Source organism: Citrobacter europaeus, from assembly GCF_037482245.1.
Taxonomy (GTDB): Bacteria; Pseudomonadota; Gammaproteobacteria; order Enterobacterales; family Enterobacteriaceae; genus Citrobacter; species Citrobacter europaeus.
The window spans coordinates 1,825,583-1,844,478 of the sequence record NZ_CP148084.1; the positions used below are offsets into that span (position 1 = coordinate 1,825,583).

Annotated in this window: 15 protein-coding genes; 6 read left to right on the top strand and 9 right to left on the bottom strand. The window is 52.4% G+C overall.

Annotated elements, in window-relative coordinates; translation table 11 throughout:
* Positions 1–131 precede the first annotated feature (131 nt).
* Entirely contained in the window at positions 132–566 is a 435-nt protein-coding gene (locus WHR59_RS08340; RefSeq protein ID WP_043016906.1) for a DoxX family protein, read from the top strand.
* A gap of 70 nt (positions 567–636) precedes the next feature.
* Here WHR59_RS08340 and WHR59_RS08345 read toward each other — a convergent pair whose 3' ends face one another.
* The 5 genes from WHR59_RS08345 to aqpZ form a co-directional block, all read right to left on the bottom strand.
* Positions 637–2,253 (bottom strand): FAD-NAD(P)-binding protein, encoded by a 1,617-nt coding sequence (locus WHR59_RS08345; RefSeq protein WP_338843810.1) that lies wholly within the window; start codon positions 2,251–2,253, stop codon positions 637–639.
* Between the two features lie 201 nt (positions 2,254–2,454).
* Positions 2,455–3,423 carry an NADH oxidoreductase gene (gene hcr, locus WHR59_RS08350; protein WP_338843811.1) on the bottom strand — a complete coding sequence of 323 codons (969 nt, stop codon included), beginning with the start codon at positions 3,421–3,423 and terminating at the stop codon, positions 2,455–2,457.
* 10 nt (positions 3,424–3,433) lie between these two features.
* Positions 3,434–5,086: a hydroxylamine reductase gene (gene hcp, locus WHR59_RS08355; RefSeq protein WP_047410063.1), complete on the bottom strand. Its 1,653-nt coding sequence runs from the start codon at positions 5,084–5,086 to the stop codon at positions 3,434–3,436.
* A gap of 156 nt (positions 5,087–5,242) precedes the next feature.
* Positions 5,243–6,142 carry a lysine exporter LysO family protein gene (locus WHR59_RS08360; RefSeq protein WP_075145938.1) on the bottom strand — a complete coding sequence of 300 codons (900 nt, stop codon included), beginning with the start codon at positions 6,140–6,142 and terminating at the stop codon, positions 5,243–5,245.
* 143 nt (positions 6,143–6,285) lie between these two features.
* The gene (aqpZ, locus tag WHR59_RS08365) at positions 6,286–6,981 is read right to left on the bottom strand and encodes an aquaporin Z (protein WP_043016901.1); all 696 of its coding nucleotides are present in this window, start codon (positions 6,979–6,981) and stop codon (positions 6,286–6,288) included.
* A gap of 372 nt (positions 6,982–7,353) precedes the next feature.
* Between aqpZ and WHR59_RS08370 the strand changes: the two genes are divergently transcribed.
* Positions 7,354–9,012 (top strand): ATP-dependent endonuclease, encoded by a 1,659-nt coding sequence (locus WHR59_RS08370; protein ID WP_043016900.1) that lies wholly within the window; start codon positions 7,354–7,356, stop codon positions 9,010–9,012.
* Here WHR59_RS08370 and WHR59_RS08375 read toward each other — a convergent pair.
* Positions 9,009–9,959, bottom strand: coding sequence for a VirK/YbjX family protein (locus tag WHR59_RS08375; protein ID WP_075145940.1), 951 nt, complete (start codon positions 9,957–9,959; stop codon positions 9,009–9,011). The two genes, WHR59_RS08370 and WHR59_RS08375, sit on opposite strands and share 4 nt — an antisense overlap.
* A gap of 160 nt (positions 9,960–10,119) precedes the next feature.
* On the opposite strand from WHR59_RS08375, the gene macA reads away from it, so the two are divergent.
* Together macA and macB are read left to right on the top strand one after the other, a co-directional pair.
* The gene (gene macA, locus WHR59_RS08380) at positions 10,120–11,235 is read left to right on the top strand and encodes a macrolide transporter subunit MacA (protein ID WP_080624943.1); all 1,116 of its coding nucleotides are present in this window, start codon (positions 10,120–10,122) and stop codon (positions 11,233–11,235) included.
* A complete protein-coding gene (gene macB / locus WHR59_RS08385) occupies positions 11,232–13,178 on the top strand; it encodes a macrolide ABC transporter ATP-binding protein/permease MacB (RefSeq protein WP_043016897.1) in 1,947 nt (648 codons plus the stop codon). The genes macA and macB overlap by 4 nt, the downstream gene beginning before the upstream one ends.
* A gap of 74 nt (positions 13,179–13,252) precedes the next feature.
* Here the strand turns inward: macB and cspD are convergent, their stop codons facing one another.
* A complete protein-coding gene (cspD, locus tag WHR59_RS08390; RefSeq protein WP_003036813.1) occupies positions 13,253–13,477 on the bottom strand; it encodes a cold shock-like protein CspD in 225 nt (74 codons plus the stop codon).
* A gap of 323 nt (positions 13,478–13,800) precedes the next feature.
* On the opposite strand from cspD, the gene clpS reads away from it, so the two are divergent.
* Together clpS and clpA are read left to right on the top strand one after the other, a co-directional pair.
* Entirely contained in the window at positions 13,801–14,121 is a 321-nt protein-coding gene (gene clpS / locus WHR59_RS08395) for an ATP-dependent Clp protease adapter ClpS (RefSeq protein ID WP_003036810.1), read from the top strand.
* A 30-nt stretch (positions 14,122–14,151) separates the two neighbouring features.
* Positions 14,152–16,428 (top strand): ATP-dependent Clp protease ATP-binding subunit ClpA, encoded by a 2,277-nt coding sequence (gene clpA / locus WHR59_RS08400; protein ID WP_003036804.1) that lies wholly within the window; start codon positions 14,152–14,154, stop codon positions 16,426–16,428.
* Positions 16,429–16,697: 269 nt separating this feature from the next.
* On the opposite strand, the gene yegQ is transcribed toward clpA, so the two are convergent.
* Positions 16,698–18,059, bottom strand: coding sequence for a tRNA 5-hydroxyuridine modification protein YegQ (yegQ, locus tag WHR59_RS08405; RefSeq protein ID WP_043016896.1), 1,362 nt, complete (start codon positions 18,057–18,059; stop codon positions 16,698–16,700).
* 120 nt (positions 18,060–18,179) lie between these two features.
* Positions 18,180–18,890, bottom strand: a complete 711-nt coding sequence (locus tag WHR59_RS08410) for a hypothetical protein (protein WP_043017945.1) — start codon at positions 18,888–18,890, stop codon at positions 18,180–18,182.
* Positions 18,891–18,896 lie beyond the last annotated feature (6 nt).

The window sequence follows — 18,896 nt, forward strand, 5'->3', positions numbered from 1 at the left end:
TGATACCGGTTACAAGTTTAGATGAAGATAATAGTTATGCTTCTCATTCCCCCTTATTTCCGGCAGGTTTCATTTGACCTGTACTAAGCGTAGTTTGTTATTGGACATGGCGAAACAAGGAATAAATTCAGATGGTTATAAAACTATTAAATAGCGTTAACCGGGTACTGACTCATGAAGATTTTGGCAAGTTTTTGTTACGCCTTGCCGTGGGTGGGCTGATGCTTTTTCATGGGTTGCATAAACTGTTCGCGGGTATTGATGGCATCAGCGGCATGCTGATAGCGAAAGGTTTCCCGGGCTTTATTGCGTATGGCGTCTTGCTGGGAGAAGTTGTAGCGCCGTGTCTGATTATCCTTGGGATCCTGACGCGTCCTGCAGCGTTGGGGCTGGCGTTTACGATGGTTGTGGCATGGCTGATGGTTGGGATGGGCGAAACCTGGTTACTGGATAAAACCGGTGCATGGGCGATTGAAAGTCTGGTGTATTTCTTCATCGGCGCGCTGGCCGTGGCGTTTTTGGGGGCGGGGCGATTCTCCCTTGCCGGAAATTCAGCCTGGCGATAGTTTGCCATCCGAGAATCAATACAGAGGCGGGAACGCGTAGCCTTTCTCCGCCTCGTCGTTCATTGTGTAGCTAATCTATGTCGTCTCTGTTCCAGAGTTTGTGCCGACGTCTCAGCGCTCGCTGCGTCAATGCTTTGGCCATCGCGGCGCCTATTTCAGCGCTGACCACCAGTCCCTGAATGAACGGACGATCGTGCATCAACCACGGCAGCCCGCCAAAAGCGATGCGATTGCGGGCATACTCCGGCGCTTGCAGTGTGTAATCCTCGCCAATGTCCGGGATCTCATCGCCACAAGCCAGCAGTTGATCGCGTAGCGTTGGGAACGGGATATCTTTGCTCTGCAATGCCCGTTGTCCTCGGGCGTCAATAAACACATCAAATTCGTGGCGCTGGCCATGGTGGTAAATCACCGTCATTCCCTGTTCATTCATACGCTCATAATCTGAGCCGAGCGCGAGGATCTCTATCAGCCCGGCGTCGTGCAGCGCCAGCAGTCGGCGGACAGACTCAGACGGGATAGCCGCATAGTTATCAATAAATACGCGCGCCAGTCCGCGCCTGAAACGTTTTTCGTCGCAGTCATCAAGATGAGGGACTATCTCTTCGATAACCTCGTGCAGGCGCAGCAAGGTATATCGCCAGGCGACGGTATGTTGTTCCTGCTTGTTGCGTTCAACCTCCACCAGATTACGTCTCGCCCAGTCAAAAGGGTCATGCCTGATCCTGTTGGCAAAATAGACTTCGGGGAATGTGTCGGCGTTAAGCGTCGCAAGTGTTATCTGTTGGCACCACCCTGGCGCCGCATCTTGCAGTTGTCGAGCAATAAGGCGGAAGATGCGGTCCAGCAATCCGTTTTGGCCCCGGGCAATGGCGTCTTCAATCGCTTCTGGCGTCGCGATATTCAGCGGTTCATAGGGAAGAGGGCAGTAAAAATCAGCTTCAGGCAGCACCCCGCTGCGCGACATCAGGGTCAGTTTCAGATTTTGGCTGTCAGGTTTACGTGTGAACCGCAGTGAATGGTCGGTATTGGTCGTAAAGGTGCCATGCTGACAGACCACGGCCATCGCTGCGTCGATAGCGCTTAGCGATGTGCCCAGAATCCCCACCCTGCAAGCGCTAATCTCGGCGTCCATCAGACCGGTCCACGGACTGGGGAAAAACTTGCTTGCCTGAGCATCCGTTTCGGGCCACAGATGACCGGTAGCGATAGCGGCGAAATCCACCTCAACGGGTTCGGACGCGCGGTTGATCCACAGGGAGACCCCATTCGACGTTGCTTGCAGGTCGGTGACCTGGCTTGATTCATATATGCGAATTGTAAAACCGGCTCTTTGTGCGTTATCGACGATGGCTAAAAAACGATCGCGATAATAGTCGCCGAGGATCACGCGGGGCAAAAATTGCCGCTCATGCAAAGAGGTGCGTTCAATTCGAAACTGCGCCAGGTAGTCATCGCTTTGATTTTGTAGCCACGTCAGATAGCTGATATAAATCGGTGGGATCTCGATGCTGGCTATATTTGCCAACATGTGTTCTGCGTTGTTGTCGCTGTTATAAGGCATGCCGACGCCCGCTTCCTCAGCTTGCTCATAAAGCTGTATCTCCAGCGGTTCACCACGCTCAACCAGGGCATAAAACGTATAAATACCGGTGGGACCGACGCCGACAATGGCCACTTTTTTCATGGGGATCCTTGTAGAAAGTTCGACGTGGTAGTCGGGGATATTGCTTACGTTGTGCAGGGTAAGTGTGGTCGATAATTGGCGGGAGGAAGGTGCTATTTTGCCCTTGGGGATGGAAAAATCAGAATTTTGCAGCGCCTGACAGGATAAAAAAAGGCCACCCGGTATAGCCAGGTAGCCTTTTGTACATCTGGTGTCAGCCGATTACGCCAGCACTAAGTCACTCTGCGGATGGCAGGAGCACGCCAGCACATAACCTTCAGCGATTTCTGCGTCGGTCAGCGTCATGGTGCTGCTTACCGTGTAGTTACCGTCAACCACTTTGGTTTTACAGCAGCCGCAAACGCCTGCACGGCAAGCGGCAACAACCGGTACTTTATTGCTTTCCAGCGCTTCCAGCAGCGTACTGCCCACCGGCGCATAAAACTCTTTCGCCGGCTGCAGTTTAGTGAACTTCAGACCGCTGGTGGCGGCTTCAGCCACCGGGGTAAAGAACTGCTCTTTAAAGAAGCGCGTCACGCCCAGCGCTTTGACTTCTTTCTCGACCAGATCCATGTACGGCGCCGGGCCACAGGTCATCACGGTGCGCGAGGTGAGGTCCGGAACGCTTTGCAGCAGTTCGGTAGTCAGTCGGCCGGAAACAAAACCTTCAGTGGCATTGTTTTCAGCAACTAATGTCACCGGATACTCGCGCCATTCGTCGGCAAAAATAACATCTTGCGGAGAACGTACGTTGAAGATCACCTGCACATCAGCCTGTGGGCGGTATTTTGCCAACCAGCGGCGCATTGACATGATTGGCGTAACGCCGCAGCCGGCGGCCAGCATCAGGAACTTGTCTTCCGCTTTATCTTCACAGGTGAATTCACCCATTGCATCAGACAGCCAGATATAGTCGCCGCGCTTCACGTCGCGGGTCAGCCACTGTGAGCCTGCGCCATCGTCAATCCGGCGGATGGTCAGCGTGATGTATTCGCTAACGCCCGGCGTTGAAGAGATGGTGTAAGCACGCAGCGTGTCCGCTGAATTACGTACGCTGACCAGTGCATACTGCCCGGCGCGGTATGGATAATAGTCGTGGCACAGCAACGAAATTGTCCATACATCCGGCGTTTCCTGATGGATGTGATGAATCTGCATCCGCCATGGGCACTGATGAGTTGGCATTGTCATTCTTTACTCCTTACGCGCTCAGCAATTGCTTCATGTCTTCTTCAACGGTGGTCACGGAACGCAGACCGAACTTCTCGTTGAGCACGGCCAGCAGGTCCGGTGTGAAGAAACCTGGCGCGGTCGGGCCAGTAACGATGTTTTTCACGCCCAGAGACAGCAGGGTCAGCAGGATAACAATCGCTTTCTGTTCGAACCAGGAGAGCACCAGAGACAACGGCAGATCGTTCACGCCACAGCCCAGTTTCTCAGCCAGGGTTACCGCCAGGATGATGGCTGAGTAAGCATCGTTACACTGACCGGCATCCACCAGACGCGGCAGACCTTCGATATCGCCGAACTCCAGTTTGTTGAAACGGTATTTACCGCACGCCAGGGTCAGGATCAGGCAGTCGTCCGGTACGCTGGTCGCGAAATCGGTGAAGTAGTTACGTTCGCCACGTGCGCCGTCACAACCGCCCACCAGGAAGATGTGACGCAGTTTTTCACGGCTGACCAGGTCGATCAGGGTATCCGCGGCGCCCAGTAGGGTTTGACGACCAAAACCTACGGTTATCAGGTGCGGAATTTCGCTATACGGGAAGCCCGCCATCTGCTGTGCCTGAGCAATTACCGGACCGAAGTTGTCGCCTTCGAGATGGCTCACACCCGGCCAGCCGACGATGCTACGGGTCCAGATGCGGTCGTCGTACGCGCCAACGGTTGGGTCGATGATGCAGTTAGAGGTCATCACGATTGGACCTGGGAAGCGGGCGAATTCAACCTGCTGATTCTGCCAGCCGCTGCCGTAGTTACCGATCAGGTGTTTGAATTTACGCAGTTCCGGGTAACCGTGTGCCGGCAGCATTTCACCGTGGGTATAGACGTTAACGCCGGTACCTTCGGTTTGCTCCAGCAGGTTGTACAGATCTTTCAGGTCGTGACCGGAGATCAGAATGCACTTACCTTCGGTCGCTTTTACATTGACCTGAGTCGGGGTCGGGTGACCGTATTTGGTGGTTTCACCGGCGTCCAGAATGCTCATCACTTTGAAGTTCATCTGGCCGATTTCCATTGAGCACTCCAGCAGAGCGTTCATATCGGAAGGCCAGGTACCCAGCCACGCCATGATTTTGTGGTACTGAGCATAGATGTCGTTGTCGTACTGGCCGAGAACGTGTGCGTGCTCCATGTAAGCTGCCGCACCTTTCAGGCCGTACAGGCACAGCAGTCGCAGGCCGAGAATATTCTCGCCGATGGCTGCTTTGTCTTTATTCGGGGTAAATTCAGCGGCCTGACGTTGCAGGTCGCCCAGATCGTCGCTGACCAGTTGCAGATCGGCCATCGGGTTGGCGACCGCGGCATTCGCGTCGATGTTCAGGCATTGCGCTTTCAGGGCGTCGCGCATGGCGATAGCTTCACGGGCATAGCCAACAATACGTGGGGAATCGAAGTTTACGTTGGTCAGCGTGGAGAAGAATGCACGCGGCGCAAAGTTATCAACCTCGTGGTCGATGATGCCGTATTCACGTGCTTTAACAGCCCATGCAGACAGACCTTGTAGGGAAGCAATCAGCAGATCCTGCAAATCGGAGGTTTCAGCCGTTTTACCGCACATACCCTGCGCGTAAGAGCAGCCGTTTCCTGCCGGAGTACGGATGGTTTGTTCACATTGCACACAAAACATGGTCACACCTTTTTAAAGTTATATTTAATATACATGTTTAAGGTTATGCCTGTGCGCGAAGGGATAAAAGGGATTTCTGCTACAACTTGCAGGGAGATTGATTTAGCGCAATTTTGGCGGTAGCTGACTACCGCCAGGGAGGTATTTGTTCGGGTTTCAGGCGGAGAAAAACGCCATCAGTAGAGGCACTAACAGACTCAGAATAAAACCGTGAACGATGGCTGCCGGGACCATTTCCAGGCCGCCGCTGCGTTGTAGTACGGGCAGGGTGAAATCCATTGATGTCGCGCCACATAGCCCCAACGCGGTAGAGCGGCTACGGCCAACCAGTCCTGGAATCAACATAATGGCGATCAGCTCGCGCGCCAGGTCGTTGAAGAAGGCGGCACTCCCAATTACCGGGCCGAACGATTCGGTCAACAAAATACCTGACAGGGAATACCAGCCAAAACCTGACGCCATCGCCAGCGCGGTTTTCAGCGGCAGGCCGAGAATCAACGCATTGATAACCCCCGCCAGCATCGAACTGGCGACCACCACCACCGCCACAATCATCCCCCGGCGATTCAGCACAATTTGCTTTAAGGTCATACCGCTGTTGCGCAGTTGGATCCCCACCAGGAACAGTAAAAAGATTAACGTATATTCGCTGGCTTCGGTGGCGTGCTGCAGAATGGGAAGACCGGTGAGGCCGAGCAGAAAACCGACGACGACGACGCCGCAAAGCTGAAGTGACTCAAGCGCCATTGCAATTCGTGAGGGGAGCTTTTCTTGCTTGTGATTATGTCGCCAGGGCAGCGTACGCTCCAGCCAGAACAGCGCCGCGATATTACACAGCAAAATGACCGTCACGCTGACTGCAGAATAATGAAGAATGGCCAGCAGGTTACTGGCGAGATTATCCAGAAACGCCAGACTGATACCCATAAAAAAGAGAATAAGGTAGACGATCCAGCTCAACAGGCGATTGATGAGTTTTAATGCAGCCCTGTGCCGAAGCGGAATAAGGTAGCCCACAATAAGGGGAACCAGAATGATTAACAGCCCTGAAAACATGAAAACCCGATCCTTGCTGAGATGTAAGACGAAATGCGCCAGCACACACTACTCAATGCAAAGAGGGGAGTAAAGTTGCAAATAAAAGGAAATATAGAGAGGAAAAAAAAGACCTGACTTTTGTCAGGCCTTTTTGTTAGCGATTAATCGCGTTTTTCGAGCAGGGTGCGGTAAATAAGACCGCCGAGAACCCCACCGATAATCGGCATAACCCAGAAGAACCACAATTGTTGTAACGCCCAGCCACCCTGGAAGATGGCTACTGCGGTACTACGCGCCGGGTTTACCGACGTGTTGGTAACCGGAATACTGATCAAGTGGATCAGGGTTAACGCCAGACCAATCGCAATGGGGGCAAAACCTGCCGGAGCATGTTTATCAGTTGCGCCGTGGATCACTAATAAGAAACCAGCGGTCAGAATAATTTCAATTACTACGGCAGAAAGCATGGAATAGCCGCCTGGTGAATGTTCACCAAAGCCGTTCGAGGCAAAACCGCTGGCGGAGGCATCAAAACCTGCTTTACCGCTGGCAATAAGATACAGCGCCGCTGCTGCAACAATACCGCCCACAACCTGAGCAATAACATAACCAATAACGTCTTTTGCCGGGAAGCGACCGCCAGCCCATAAACCGAAGGTTACCGCTGGGTTAAAGTGCCCACCGGAAATATGACCTACGGCGAATGCCATGGTGAGTACGGTCAGACCAAACGCCAGGGCCACACCGGCAAATCCAATACCCAACTCCGGGAATGCTGCGGCCAGTATTGCGCTACCGCACCCGCCAAAGACGAGCCAAAACGTACCGAAGAATTCGGCTGCTAATTTCCTGAACATAACCACCTCAATTAAAAGTTCCGGGTTCGTGTTCCTTGCCCGGTAATTCATCGCTAAAAAGGGACGATGATGAAAGAGCGGGTATTTTAGATAAAAAAATCATCCCTTCGCCAGTTAAATTGATGAAAAAATTTGATTTAAGGCAATATGTTGTTATTCCTTTATGAATATTGGATGAATGAAGCATAGTTCAATTAGAAAAAGGTGATGATTGAGTTCTGAAATAATATTCTGAGGAAAACATAAGAAGAATATTCTTATATTATTCAATTTCTGCGACTAACCTCCTGATGATATCGGGTGTCCTGCGCGCCCGCTTGCCGTTATACTCCTGATAACTTGAAGGAAAAAGTTAGCATTTCCGGAGGCTATATGATTCTCGAACGCGTTGAGATTGTTGGATTTCGTGGTATTAACCGTCTGTCGTTGATGCTGGAGCAGAGCAACGTGCTGATTGGGGAGAACGCGTGGGGGAAGTCCAGTCTGCTGGATGCCTTAACCCTTCTGCTGTCACCGGAAACTGATTTGTACCACTTTGACCGCGAAGATTTTTGGTTCCCGCCGGGTGATATACAAGGGCGGGAACATCACCTGCATATCATCCTGACCTTTCGTGAGTCTCAACCGGGTCGCCACCGCGTACGCAGATATCGTCCTCTGGAAAACTGCTGGACGCAGTGCCAGGATGGCTATCACCGCATTTTCTATCGGCTGGAAGGTGAATGTGCGGATGATGGTAGCGTTCTGACGTTACGCAGTTTTCTTGATGGCGAGGGCCACCCGCTCACTCTTGACGACATTAACGATATGGCGCGGCATCTCGTGCGTTTGATGCCGGTCCTGCGCCTGCGCGACGCGCGTTTCATGCGACGTATCCGTAACGGTACGGTGCCGGATTCGGCGGATGTCGAAGTGACCGCCCGGCAACTGGATTTTCTGGCGCGCGAATTGGCCACCCGACCGCAAAACCTGACAGATGGGCAGATACGTCAGGGGCTATCGGCTATGGTCCAGCTGTTAGAACACTATTTTTCTGAGCAGGGTTCCGGCCAGTCCCGCTATCGTCTGATGCGTCGGCGTTCTAATAACGAACAACGTAGCTGGCGCTATCTGGATATTATCAACCGGATGATTGATAAACCCGGCGGACGCACGCACCGGGTGATCCTGCTGGGCCTGTTTTCAACGTTGTTACAGGCCAAAGGTACGCTGAGGCTGGATAAAGACGCCCGGCCTTTGCTGCTGGTCGAAGATCCGGAAACGCGTTTACATCCTATTATGCTGTCCGTTGCCTGGCACCTGCTGAATTTGCTTCCTCTGCAGCGGGTAGCGACTACAAACTCTGGTGAACTGCTGTCCCTCACGCCCGTGGAACACGTTGTCCGCCTGGTGCGTGAATCCTCCCGGGTTGCTGCCTGGCGGCTTGGACCGGGTGGGATCAGCGCAGAAGATGGTCGGCGCATTGCCTTCCATATTCGTTTCAATCGTGCTTCGTCGTTGTTTGCTCGCTGCTGGCTACTGGTGGAAGGCGAAACGGAAACCTGGGTCATTAACGAACTGGCCCGACAGTGCGGCCACCATTTTGACGCGGAAGGTATCAAGGTGATTGAATTTGCCCAGTCTGGACTTAAGCCGCTGGTTAAGTTTGCCCGCCGGATGGGAATCGAGTGGCATGTGCTGGTCGATGGAGATGAAGCCGGGAAAAAGTATGCCGCTACGGTGCGTAGTTTATTGAATAACGACAGGGAAGAAGAGCGCGATCATTTAACCATGCTCCCCGCGCTGGATATGGAACACTTTATGTATCGCCAGGGATTCGCTGACGTTTTTCACCGGGTGGCGCAAATCCCGGAAAACGTGCCCATGAATATGCGCAAAATTATCTCAAAGGCGATTCACCGGTCTTCAAAACCAGATTTAGCCATTGAGGTGGCGATGGAAGCCGGGCGGCGCGGCGTTGACGCGGTGCCAACGTTGCTGCGAAAAATGTTTTCCCGCGTGCTGTGGCTGGCACGCGGCAGAGCGGATTAGTGGCGAAACATCGACGACAGCTGCGAGTGGATGCTGTCCAGTAGCTGATAGCGACGGCGGTATTCCGCGCGTTTTTTGCTGGCAATGTCCGCTTCGCTTTTTCGCGCCATTGTGCGTGGAATATGATAGTAACCGTGGCTGTCGCACTCACCGCCAACCGACTCCCAAAATGTGTTGTAGTCGGAAAGGATTACCTTGTTTTTGTCGTGGTAACGAGGGCTGCGAAAAATATGCTGTTCATTGCTGACAGCAAGAATTTGTTCGACATTCAATTGTTCTGCAAAACAGCAAATGGCTTCCATCACAATACGTTTTGGGAAAATCCCATGGCATGACTTGGTCGCTTTTTGAATTTCTTCATGTGGCAGTAATCGGCTGCCTCCCTGTAACCCGCCAATAAACAACGTACTGCTTCCTTGATAATTGCATAGCGTAAACGTCATTTCCGCTAAAGTCTCGCCAGCGCAATTACGTACCAGAATGGTGCTTTCACCTTCTTTATCCAGTGAGATAAATGAGGCCATTATTACGTTAAATATTTCGCTGTTTTTGCCTTCAATTTGTGCCAGTTGTAATCCATCTGCACTTAAATAATCCTTAAACTCAGTGGTTGAAAAAGAGCTGCGGATAGCATGGTAATGATAACGCACAGCATCCAGTTTCGTCTTCCGGTCAAGGTTTTGCGCAAGATAGGCGCGATGCAAACGAACCGGCAATCGAGGCTGGCGTGCAAGTACGCTATCCAGGTCAGGCCATTGTGCCAGCTCAGACATCCATTCACGCGTTAATCTCGGCATAAGCGCTGAGCGCAACAAAAACTTACGACGAAAGCTTCGCTGATGCCAAAATTTTCCGGGGCGCCAATGTCCGGTCATCAGGCTACAAAAGAGACTAAAACTTGTGACTGGTTTTGAAGAATGAAAAGTGCTGTCAGTTAGCTGGCTCATAATAACAATCCGATGGATACTCTGGCACTAATTTCAGCACAGCGGATCTTAACCATTCATCAATAACTCTGTTATTCTTGCATTTTTCAACGGCTATTTATTTAACGTTGATGTTTAACACTTCACTCTGGTGGACGTATTGGGGGAAATTGGGACATTTATGAAGCTCAAGGGAAAAATCAAAAAACGCTATATTCTTTTCGCCATCATCATTATTGTGGCGATAATTGCACTTTGGCGAACGCTTAATGCGCCTTTACCTCAGTATCAAACCTTAATTGTTCGTCCGGGCGATCTGCAGCAAAGCGTACTGGCAACCGGGAAACTGGATGCGCTGCGTAAAGTTGACGTCGGGGCGCAGGTCAGTGGGCAGTTAAAAACGCTGTCTGTCGCGATTGGCGACAAAGTAAAAAAAGATCAACTGCTCGGCGTTATCGATCCTGAACAGGCGCAAAACCAGATCAAAGAGGTCGAAGCGACGCTGATGGAATTACGCGCCCAGCGGTTACAGGCTGAAGCCGAGTGGAAACTGGCGCGGGTGACGCTTTCCCGTCAGCAACAGTTGGCGAAAACCCAGGCGGTCTCACAGCAGGATCTCGACACCGCGGCTACCGAGATGGCGGTAAAACAGGCGCAAATCGGCACAATTGACGCACAAATTAAGCGTAATCAGGCCTCTCTTGATACGGCAAAAACTAACCTTGATTACACCCGCATCGTCGCGCCAATGGCAGGTGAAGTCACGCAAATTACTACCCTGCAGGGGCAAACCGTTATTGCCGCCCAGCAGGCACCTAACATTCTGACGCTGGCCGATATGAGCACCATGCTGGTGAAAGCGCAGGTTTCCGAGGCGGATGTGATTCATCTGCATCCTGGGCAAAAGGCCTGGTTTACCGTTCTCGGCGATCCGCAGACGCGTTACGAAGGTAAGCTCAAAGATGTTCTTCCGACGCCAGAAAAAGTGAATGACGCTATTTTCTACTATGCTCGCTTCGAAGTTCCCAACCCGAAAGGGATCCTGCGCCTGGATATGACCGCGCAGGTCCATATTCAGCTTACGGATGTTAAAAATGTCCTGACGATCCCGCTGTCGGCATTGGGCGATCCTATCGGCAACAATCGTTATAACGTCAGGCTGCTGCGCAACGGCGAAACCCGCGAACGTGAAGTGATTATCGGCGCGCGTAATGACACCGATGTGGAGATCGTGAAAGGGCTTGAAGAGGGGGATGAAGTCATCACCGGTGAGGGCAACGCTGGAGCTGCAAAATGACGGCATTGCTTGAACTGAGCAATATCCGCCGCAGCTATCCGTCAGGCGAAGGCCAGGTTGAGGTGTTGAAGGACGTATCCTTGAGCATTCAGGCCGGGGAAATGGTGGCGATTGTCGGGGCGTCTGGCTCGGGTAAATCGACGCTGATGAACATTCTCGGCTGTCTGGATAAACCCACCAGCGGTACGTATCGGGTTGCCGGGCGTGATGTCTCCACGCTGGATAGCGATGCGCTAGCGCAACTGCGTCGTGAGCATTTCGGTTTTATCTTCCAGCGTTATCATTTGCTGTCGCATTTAACCGCCGCGCAAAATGTTGAGGTACCCGCGGTCTACGCTGGCACCGAACGCAAACAGCGCCTGGCTCGTGCGCAGGAACTCCTTCAGCGGCTGGGGCTGGGTGACAGAGTTGACTATCAGCCTTCTCAACTTTCCGGTGGTCAGCAGCAGCGGGTCAGTATTGCGCGTGCGCTGATGAACGGTGGGCAGGTGATCCTTGCTGACGAACCCACCGGTGCGCTGGACAGCCATTCCGGCGAAGAGGTGATGGCGATTTTGCATCAGTTGCGCGATCGCGGGCATACGGTGATTATCGTCACTCACGATAGCCAGGTCGCCGCGCAGGCTGAACGCGTCATTGAAATTCGTGACGGCGAGATTGTGCGCAATCCTCCGTCGCACAAGCCCTCTGGAGGGCGCGACATCGTGGAGCCGACGGTGAAAGCGGCGTCCGGCTGGGGGCAGTTTGTCAGTGGTTTTCGTGAAGCACTCACTATGGCCTGGCTGGCAATGGCCGCGAATAAAATGCGAACGCTGCTGACCATGCTTGGGATCATCATCGGTATTGCTTCGGTGGTGTCGATCGTGGTGGTTGGCGATGCGGCTAAACAGCTGGTGCTGGCGGATATTCGTGCTATCGGCACTAATACCATCGATATCTACCCTGGCAAAGACTTCGGCGACGACGACCCGCAATATCAACAGGCGTTGAAGTATGACGATTTAACGGCGCTACAGAAGCAGCCATGGGTAAGTTCGGTGACGCCTGCGGTGTCGAAGAACCTGCGGCTACGCTATGGCAATATCGATGTGGCAGCCAGTGCTAACGGCGTGAGCGGCGACTATTTCAACGTCTATGGCATGACGTTTAGCGAAGGGACCACTTTTAACGCTGAACAACTGGCGGGCCGCGCTCAGGTGGTGGTGCTCGACAGCAATACCCGGCGTCAGTTGTTCCCCAATAAAGCGAAAGTCGTTGGCGAAGTCGTGCTGGTGGGGAATATGCCTGCCACGGTTATCGGCGTTGCAGAAGAGAAACAGTCGATGTTTGGCAGTAGCAAGATCCTGCGGGTATGGCTGCCTTACAGCACCATGTCCGGGCGAATTATGGGGCAGTCGTGGCTGAACTCGATAACCGTGCGGGTGAAGGACGGTTTTGATAGTGCCCAGGCCGAGCAGCAGCTCACCCGATTGTTGACGTTGCGCCACGGTAAGAAAGATTTCTTCACGTGGAACATGGACGGCGTCTTGAAAACTGCCGAAAAGACCACACGTACATTACAACTCTTCCTGACGCTGGTGGCGGTGATTTCGCTGGTGGTCGGTGGGATTGGCGTGATGAATATTATGCTGGTTTCGGTAACCGAGCGAACGCGCGAGATTGGCATTCGTATGGCGGTTGGCGCTCGCGCCAGTGACGTGCTGCAGCAGTTCTTAATTGAAGCGGTGCTGGTATGTCTGGTGGGCGGTGCGTTAGGTATTAGCCTGTCGATGTTGATCGCCTTTACGCTTCAGCTATTCCTGCCTGGCTGGGAAATTGGTTTCTCACCCGTGGCCTTGTTGACGGCGTTTCTGTGCTCAACCGCGACCGGGATTTTGTTTGGCTGGCTACCAGCACGAAATGCAGCGCGGCTGGATCCGGTAGATGCCCTGGCGCGGGAATAATGCCACTGAGATAAAAATGCCAGCCGCAAGGGCTGGCATTTTGACTGCGGGATGTACACAATGAGACAGAAGAGTTATGCGACTGCTTCTGCTTCAATGACAGGCACGATGACACTGGCATGATTGCCTTTTGGCCCCTGGTGGACATCAAACTGGACAGACTGTCCGGCTTTTAGCGTTCTGTAACCATCCATCTGAATGGTGGAGTAATGGGCGAAAATATCTTCGCCGCCGCCTTCGGGGCAGATGAAACCAAACCCTTTGGCGTTGTTGAACCACTTAACAGTACCCGTTTCCATACTTCGACATCCTTCGTAAATCTTATATAAGTAAGATGGAATGAACCGGTGGCGGAGTGGGGGCTGTTCAAAACCTCGCCAACTCTCGAAACTACAATTTAGAGAAATCAGGCGAGGCGTCAAGCGCCAGGCAGACGGAATAGGGTAAAAATGCATCAAAATTTGAAGCAGTTAACGCTATTGTCGGTTATGTGACAGATGTCGCGGATGGCACTAATAGATGATAGTTATCTAATACTTGAGGTAGATTGATTGTGCGCATAGGCTGCTTGTCAGCGGCAAGATTTTCTGCCGGAAACCGTAACTGAAGATGACGACAGACAATGGGTAAGACGAACGACTGGCTGGATTTCGATCTGCTGGCGGAAGATAAATTGCGCGACGCGCTAAAACCGCCATCTATGTATAAAGTGATATTAGTCAATGATGATTACACTCCGATGGAGTTTGTTATTGACGTGTTACAAAAATTCTTTTCTTATGATGTAGAACGTGCAACGCAACTGATGCTTGCAGTTCACTATCAAGGTAAAGCGATCTGCGGCGTATTCACTGCCGAAGTAGCTGAAACCAAAGTGGCGATGGTGAACAAGTATGCGAGGGAGAACGAGCATCCGTTGCTGTGTACGCTAGAAAAAGCCTGAATGCAGGCATAAATATTGGGGGAGGTGCCTATGCTCAATCAAGAACTGGAACTCAGTTTAAACATGGCTTTCGCCAGAGCGCGCGAGCACCGACATGAGTTTATGACCGTCGAGCACTTGTTACTGGCGTTGCTCAGTAACCCATCGGCCCGCGAAGCGCTGGAAGCGTGTTCTGTGGATCTGGTGGCGCTGCGTCAGGAACTCGAAGCCTTCATTGAACAAACCACACCCGTATTGCCTGCCAGTGAAGAAGAGCGCGACACGCAGCCAACGTTGAGTTTTCAGCGAGTGTTGCAACGTGCGGTCTTCCATGTTCAGTCCTCCGGGCGCAATGAAGTTACCGGCGCGAATGTGCTGGTCGCTATCTTCAGCGAGCAGGAATCTCAGGCGGCTTATCTGCTGCGTAAGCATGAAGTGAGTCGCCTTGATGTGGTGAATTTTATTTCTCATGGCACGCGCAAAGACGAACCAAGTCAGTCTTCTGACTCTGGTAATCAGCCGAATAACGAAGAGCAAGCTGGCGGGGAGGACCGTATGGAGAACTTCACGACTAACCTTAACCAGCTTGCCCGTGTGGGCGGAATTGATCCGCTCATTGGCCGGGACAAAGAGCTGGAGCGCGCCATTCAGGTACTGTGCCGTCGCAGAAAAAACAACCCGCTGCTGGTGGGAGAGTCTGGCGTCGGTAAAACCGCGATTGCTGAAGGCCTCGCCTGGCGTATCGTCCAGGGCGATGTGCCTGAAATTATGGCTGATTGTACCCTTTATTCTCTGGATATCGGCTCGCTGCTGGCGGGTACCAAATATCGCGGCGATTTTGAAAAACGCTTCAAGGCGCTGCTGAAACAGCTGGAACAGGATACTAACAGCATTCTGTTCATCGATGAGATCCATACCATTATCGGTGCGGGTGCGGCATCGGGCGGCCAGGTGGATGCGGCTAACCTGATCAAGCCGTTGCTCTCCAGCGGTAAGATCCGTGTGATAGGGTCGACTACTTATCAGGAGTTCAGCAATATCTTTGAAAAGGACCGTGCGTTAGCGCGCCGTTTCCAGAAAATCGATGTCACTGAGCCATCGGTCGAAGAGACCGTGCAGATAATCAACGGTCTGAAGCCGAAATACGAAGCGCACCATGATGTCCGCTATACCGCCAAAGCGGTGCGTGCAGCGGTCGAACTGGCGGTGAAGTACATTAACGATCGTCACCTGCCGGATAAAGCGATTGACGTGATCGACGAGGCGGGCGCGCGTGCGCGTCTGATGCCGGTCAGCAAGCGCAAGAAAACCGTCAACGTGGCGGATATCGAGTCCGTCGTGGCCCGCATTGCGCGGATCCCGGAGAAGAGCGTTTCGCAAAGCGATCGTGATACGCTGAAAAACCTGGGTAACCGTCTGAAGATGCTGGTATTCGGACAGGATAAAGCCATTGAGGCGCTGACTGAAGCGATCAAAATGAGCCGTGCCGGTCTGGGACACGAGCATAAACCGGTCGGTTCGTTCCTGTTTGCCGGACCAACTGGCGTCGGTAAGACCGAGGTCACGGTACAGCTATCCAAAGCGTTGGGTATTGAACTGCTGCGTTTTGATATGTCCGAATATATGGAACGCCACACCGTTAGCCGCCTGATTGGTGCGCCTCCGGGATATGTTGGTTTCGACCAGGGCGGTTTGCTGACCGATGCAGTCATTAAGCATCCGCATGCGGTACTGCTGTTGGATGAAATCGAAAAAGCGCATCCGGACGTCTTTAACCTACTGCTGCAGGTAATGGATAACGGCACGCTGACCGACAATAACGGGCGTAAAGCGGATTTCCGCAACGTGGTGCTGGTCATGACCACTAACGCCGGCGTGCGTGAAACCGAGCGTAAATCGATTGGGCTTATTCATCAGGACAACAGTACCGATGCAATGGGCGAAATCAAAAAAGTGTTTACGCCGGAATTCCGTAACCGTCTCGACAACATTATCTGGTTCGATCATCTCTCTACAGAGGTGATTCATCAGGTTGTTGATAAGTTTATCGTCGAACTTCAGGTTCAGCTGGATCAGAAAGGTGTCTCTCTGGAAGTGAGTCAGGAAGCCCGTGACTGGCTGGCAGAGAAAGGCTACGACCGTGCAATGGGCGCACGTCCAATGACGCGTGTGGTCCAGGATAACCTGAAAAAACCATTGGCTAACGAACTGCTGTTCGGTTCGCTTGTGGATGGCGGTCAGGTGACCGTTGCGCTGGATAAAGAGAAAAATGAGCTGACCTATGGTTTCCAGAGTGCGCAAAAGCACAAGCCAGAAGCAGCACATTAATTTCTAATCACCTAATAAGCCGGGCATAATGCCCGGTTTTTTTTCGCCTGAAAGTAGTGAATAGAATAGGGGGGACTCGCAGAGTTTAAACGGCAGGCAAAAAATAAGCCTGCGTAAGGGAGATTACGCAGGCTAAGGAGGTGGTTCCTGGTACAGCTAGCATTTATGGGTTATGTTTTTCAGCGGAAGCGATAATACCCTTAATGAACGAAACGGTATGTGATCGATTTCTAAGAATCTTCCGAACGCTGAAAAATAACCGTAATTAACTACTTAGCATGCGGGTTGCGCGTGGACTCACCGGTAAAATTACGCATCAACAATGCATAATTCAGATCGATATCCTCCGGTACAGGCATCCACACGGTGTAACCATCGCCTGGCGCAACTGGCATCGCTTCGCCTTTCGCGTTTTCCATCTGCTCGAGAGTAAAGTTGATGTTGCCCTGTGGGGTCATCAGCTCCAGGCTGTCGCCAACGGTGAATTTGTTTTTCACCAGTACGGCTGCCAGCTCGCCTTTACGCTCGCCAGTGAATTCGCCGACAAACTGCTGACGCTCGGAAACGGAGAAACCGTATTCATAGTTCTGATAGTCGTCATGCGTATGGCGGCGCAGGAATCCTTCGGTGTAACCGCGATGGGCCAGGCCTTCCAGCGTTTCCAGCAATTGCGGGTCGAACGGTTTACCGGCCGCGGCATCATCAATGGCTTTGCGATATACCTGCGCGGTACGTGCACAGTAATAATATGACTTGGTACGGCCTTCGATTTTCAGCGAATGCACGCCCATCTGCGTCAGACGTTCAACGTGGGCAATGGCACGCAAATCCTTTGAGTTCATGATGTAAGTACCATGCTCGTCTTCAAACGCGGTCATGTACTCACCCGGACGCTGGGCTTCTTCAATCATAAAGACTTTGTCTGTCGGTGCGCCAATACCTAACGTTGGCTCAACGTTTTGTACCGGGATAGGCTCGTACTTATGCACGATATTGCCCACCACGTCTTCTTTGCCTTCCTGTACGTTGTATTCCCAGCGGCAGGCATTGGTACAGGTACCCTGGTTTGGGTCACGCTTGTTGATGTAGCCAGAGAGCAGGCAGCGACCGGAGTAGGCCATGCACAGGGCGCCGTGAACGAAGATCTCAAGCTCCATATCCGGCACCTGAGTGCGGATTTCTTCGATTTCTTCCAGTGACAGTTCGCGAGAGAGGATCACTCGGGTCAGCCCCATCTGCTTCCAGAATTTCACTGTCGCCCAGTTTACGGCGTTAGCCTGTACTGAAAGGTGAATGTCCATGTCGGGGAAGTTTTCGCGCACCAGCATGATAAGACCCGGGTCCGACATGATCAATGCATCCGGTCCCATTTCCACCACCGGTTTCAGGTCACGAATAAAGGTCTTCAGCTTGGCATTGTGTGGGGCAATGTTAACCACCACATAGAATTTTTTACCCAGTTCATGGGCTTCATTAATGCCGAGCTGCAGGTTTTCGTGGTTGAATTCGTTGTTACGTACGCGCAGTGAGTAACGCGGTTGGCCCGCATACACAGCGTCTGCGCCATAGGCGAAAGCGTAACGCATGTTTTTCAGCGTTCCCGCCGGGGAAAGGAGTTCCGGTTTAAACATAATTTTCTCGTTCTGATGACAGGTCAGACTCGCCTCACTCAATGAGGCGGTTAGGGGAGTGCCCCCATATTAAGGGCGGGCATTGTAGCGCTGCGCGAAGATGCCGTAAACCTTGTAGGCTCAATCAACCCGTAGATAGTGTCCGTCGGCGCTGACATTCATACCGAAACCGCAGTTTTGCGGGTCGTCGGTTCTGGCGTCGATACCCTCAGGCGTGACCGTAAGTGAGATATCGCAGTGGATATAGTCGCCCTCTCTGAGCGCGATCACGCCTTTATCGTTTTTCAGCGTGACCAGTTCTGAGAATTCACCCATGTTTGGGCCATAATAAAGAGCCATCATGCCAAAGTAATAACCCTGAAAATCAACCTGATAGTCTGATTTATTCTCTGTAGGTTTAATGACCAGCGTTTCCCAGGATGCCAGACCGGCGTAGTTCCAGTATTCACCGGCAGGAGAATCGTTCTTTGGCAGTGCGGCCAGCTTATCTTTGATAAGACCCAGGTTGTAGACCGACTTCGTATCATTGGGATTGATCATCAGCCAGGCCTGCGCCTTACGCCATTGTCCTTCGCGCATCCAGGTCAGGGCCACGTTGTTGTAAGCCGTCGCTACGGTTTTATCATCAAGGCGGCAGCCTTCGCTCCAGGTGACCTGCTTTTCAAAAGCTTCACGCGCTTTTGCGTAGTTCTTAGCTTTGTAGAACTGTTCGCCCTGGCTGGCGTAGGTCGGGACTTTGGCACAGTCAGCTTTGATTTGCTGCTCGGTGATTTCAGCGTGGGTAAAACCTGAGGCCAGTAAAAACAGTAACGGTCCGCAGCGTAAGTCCATTTTCAT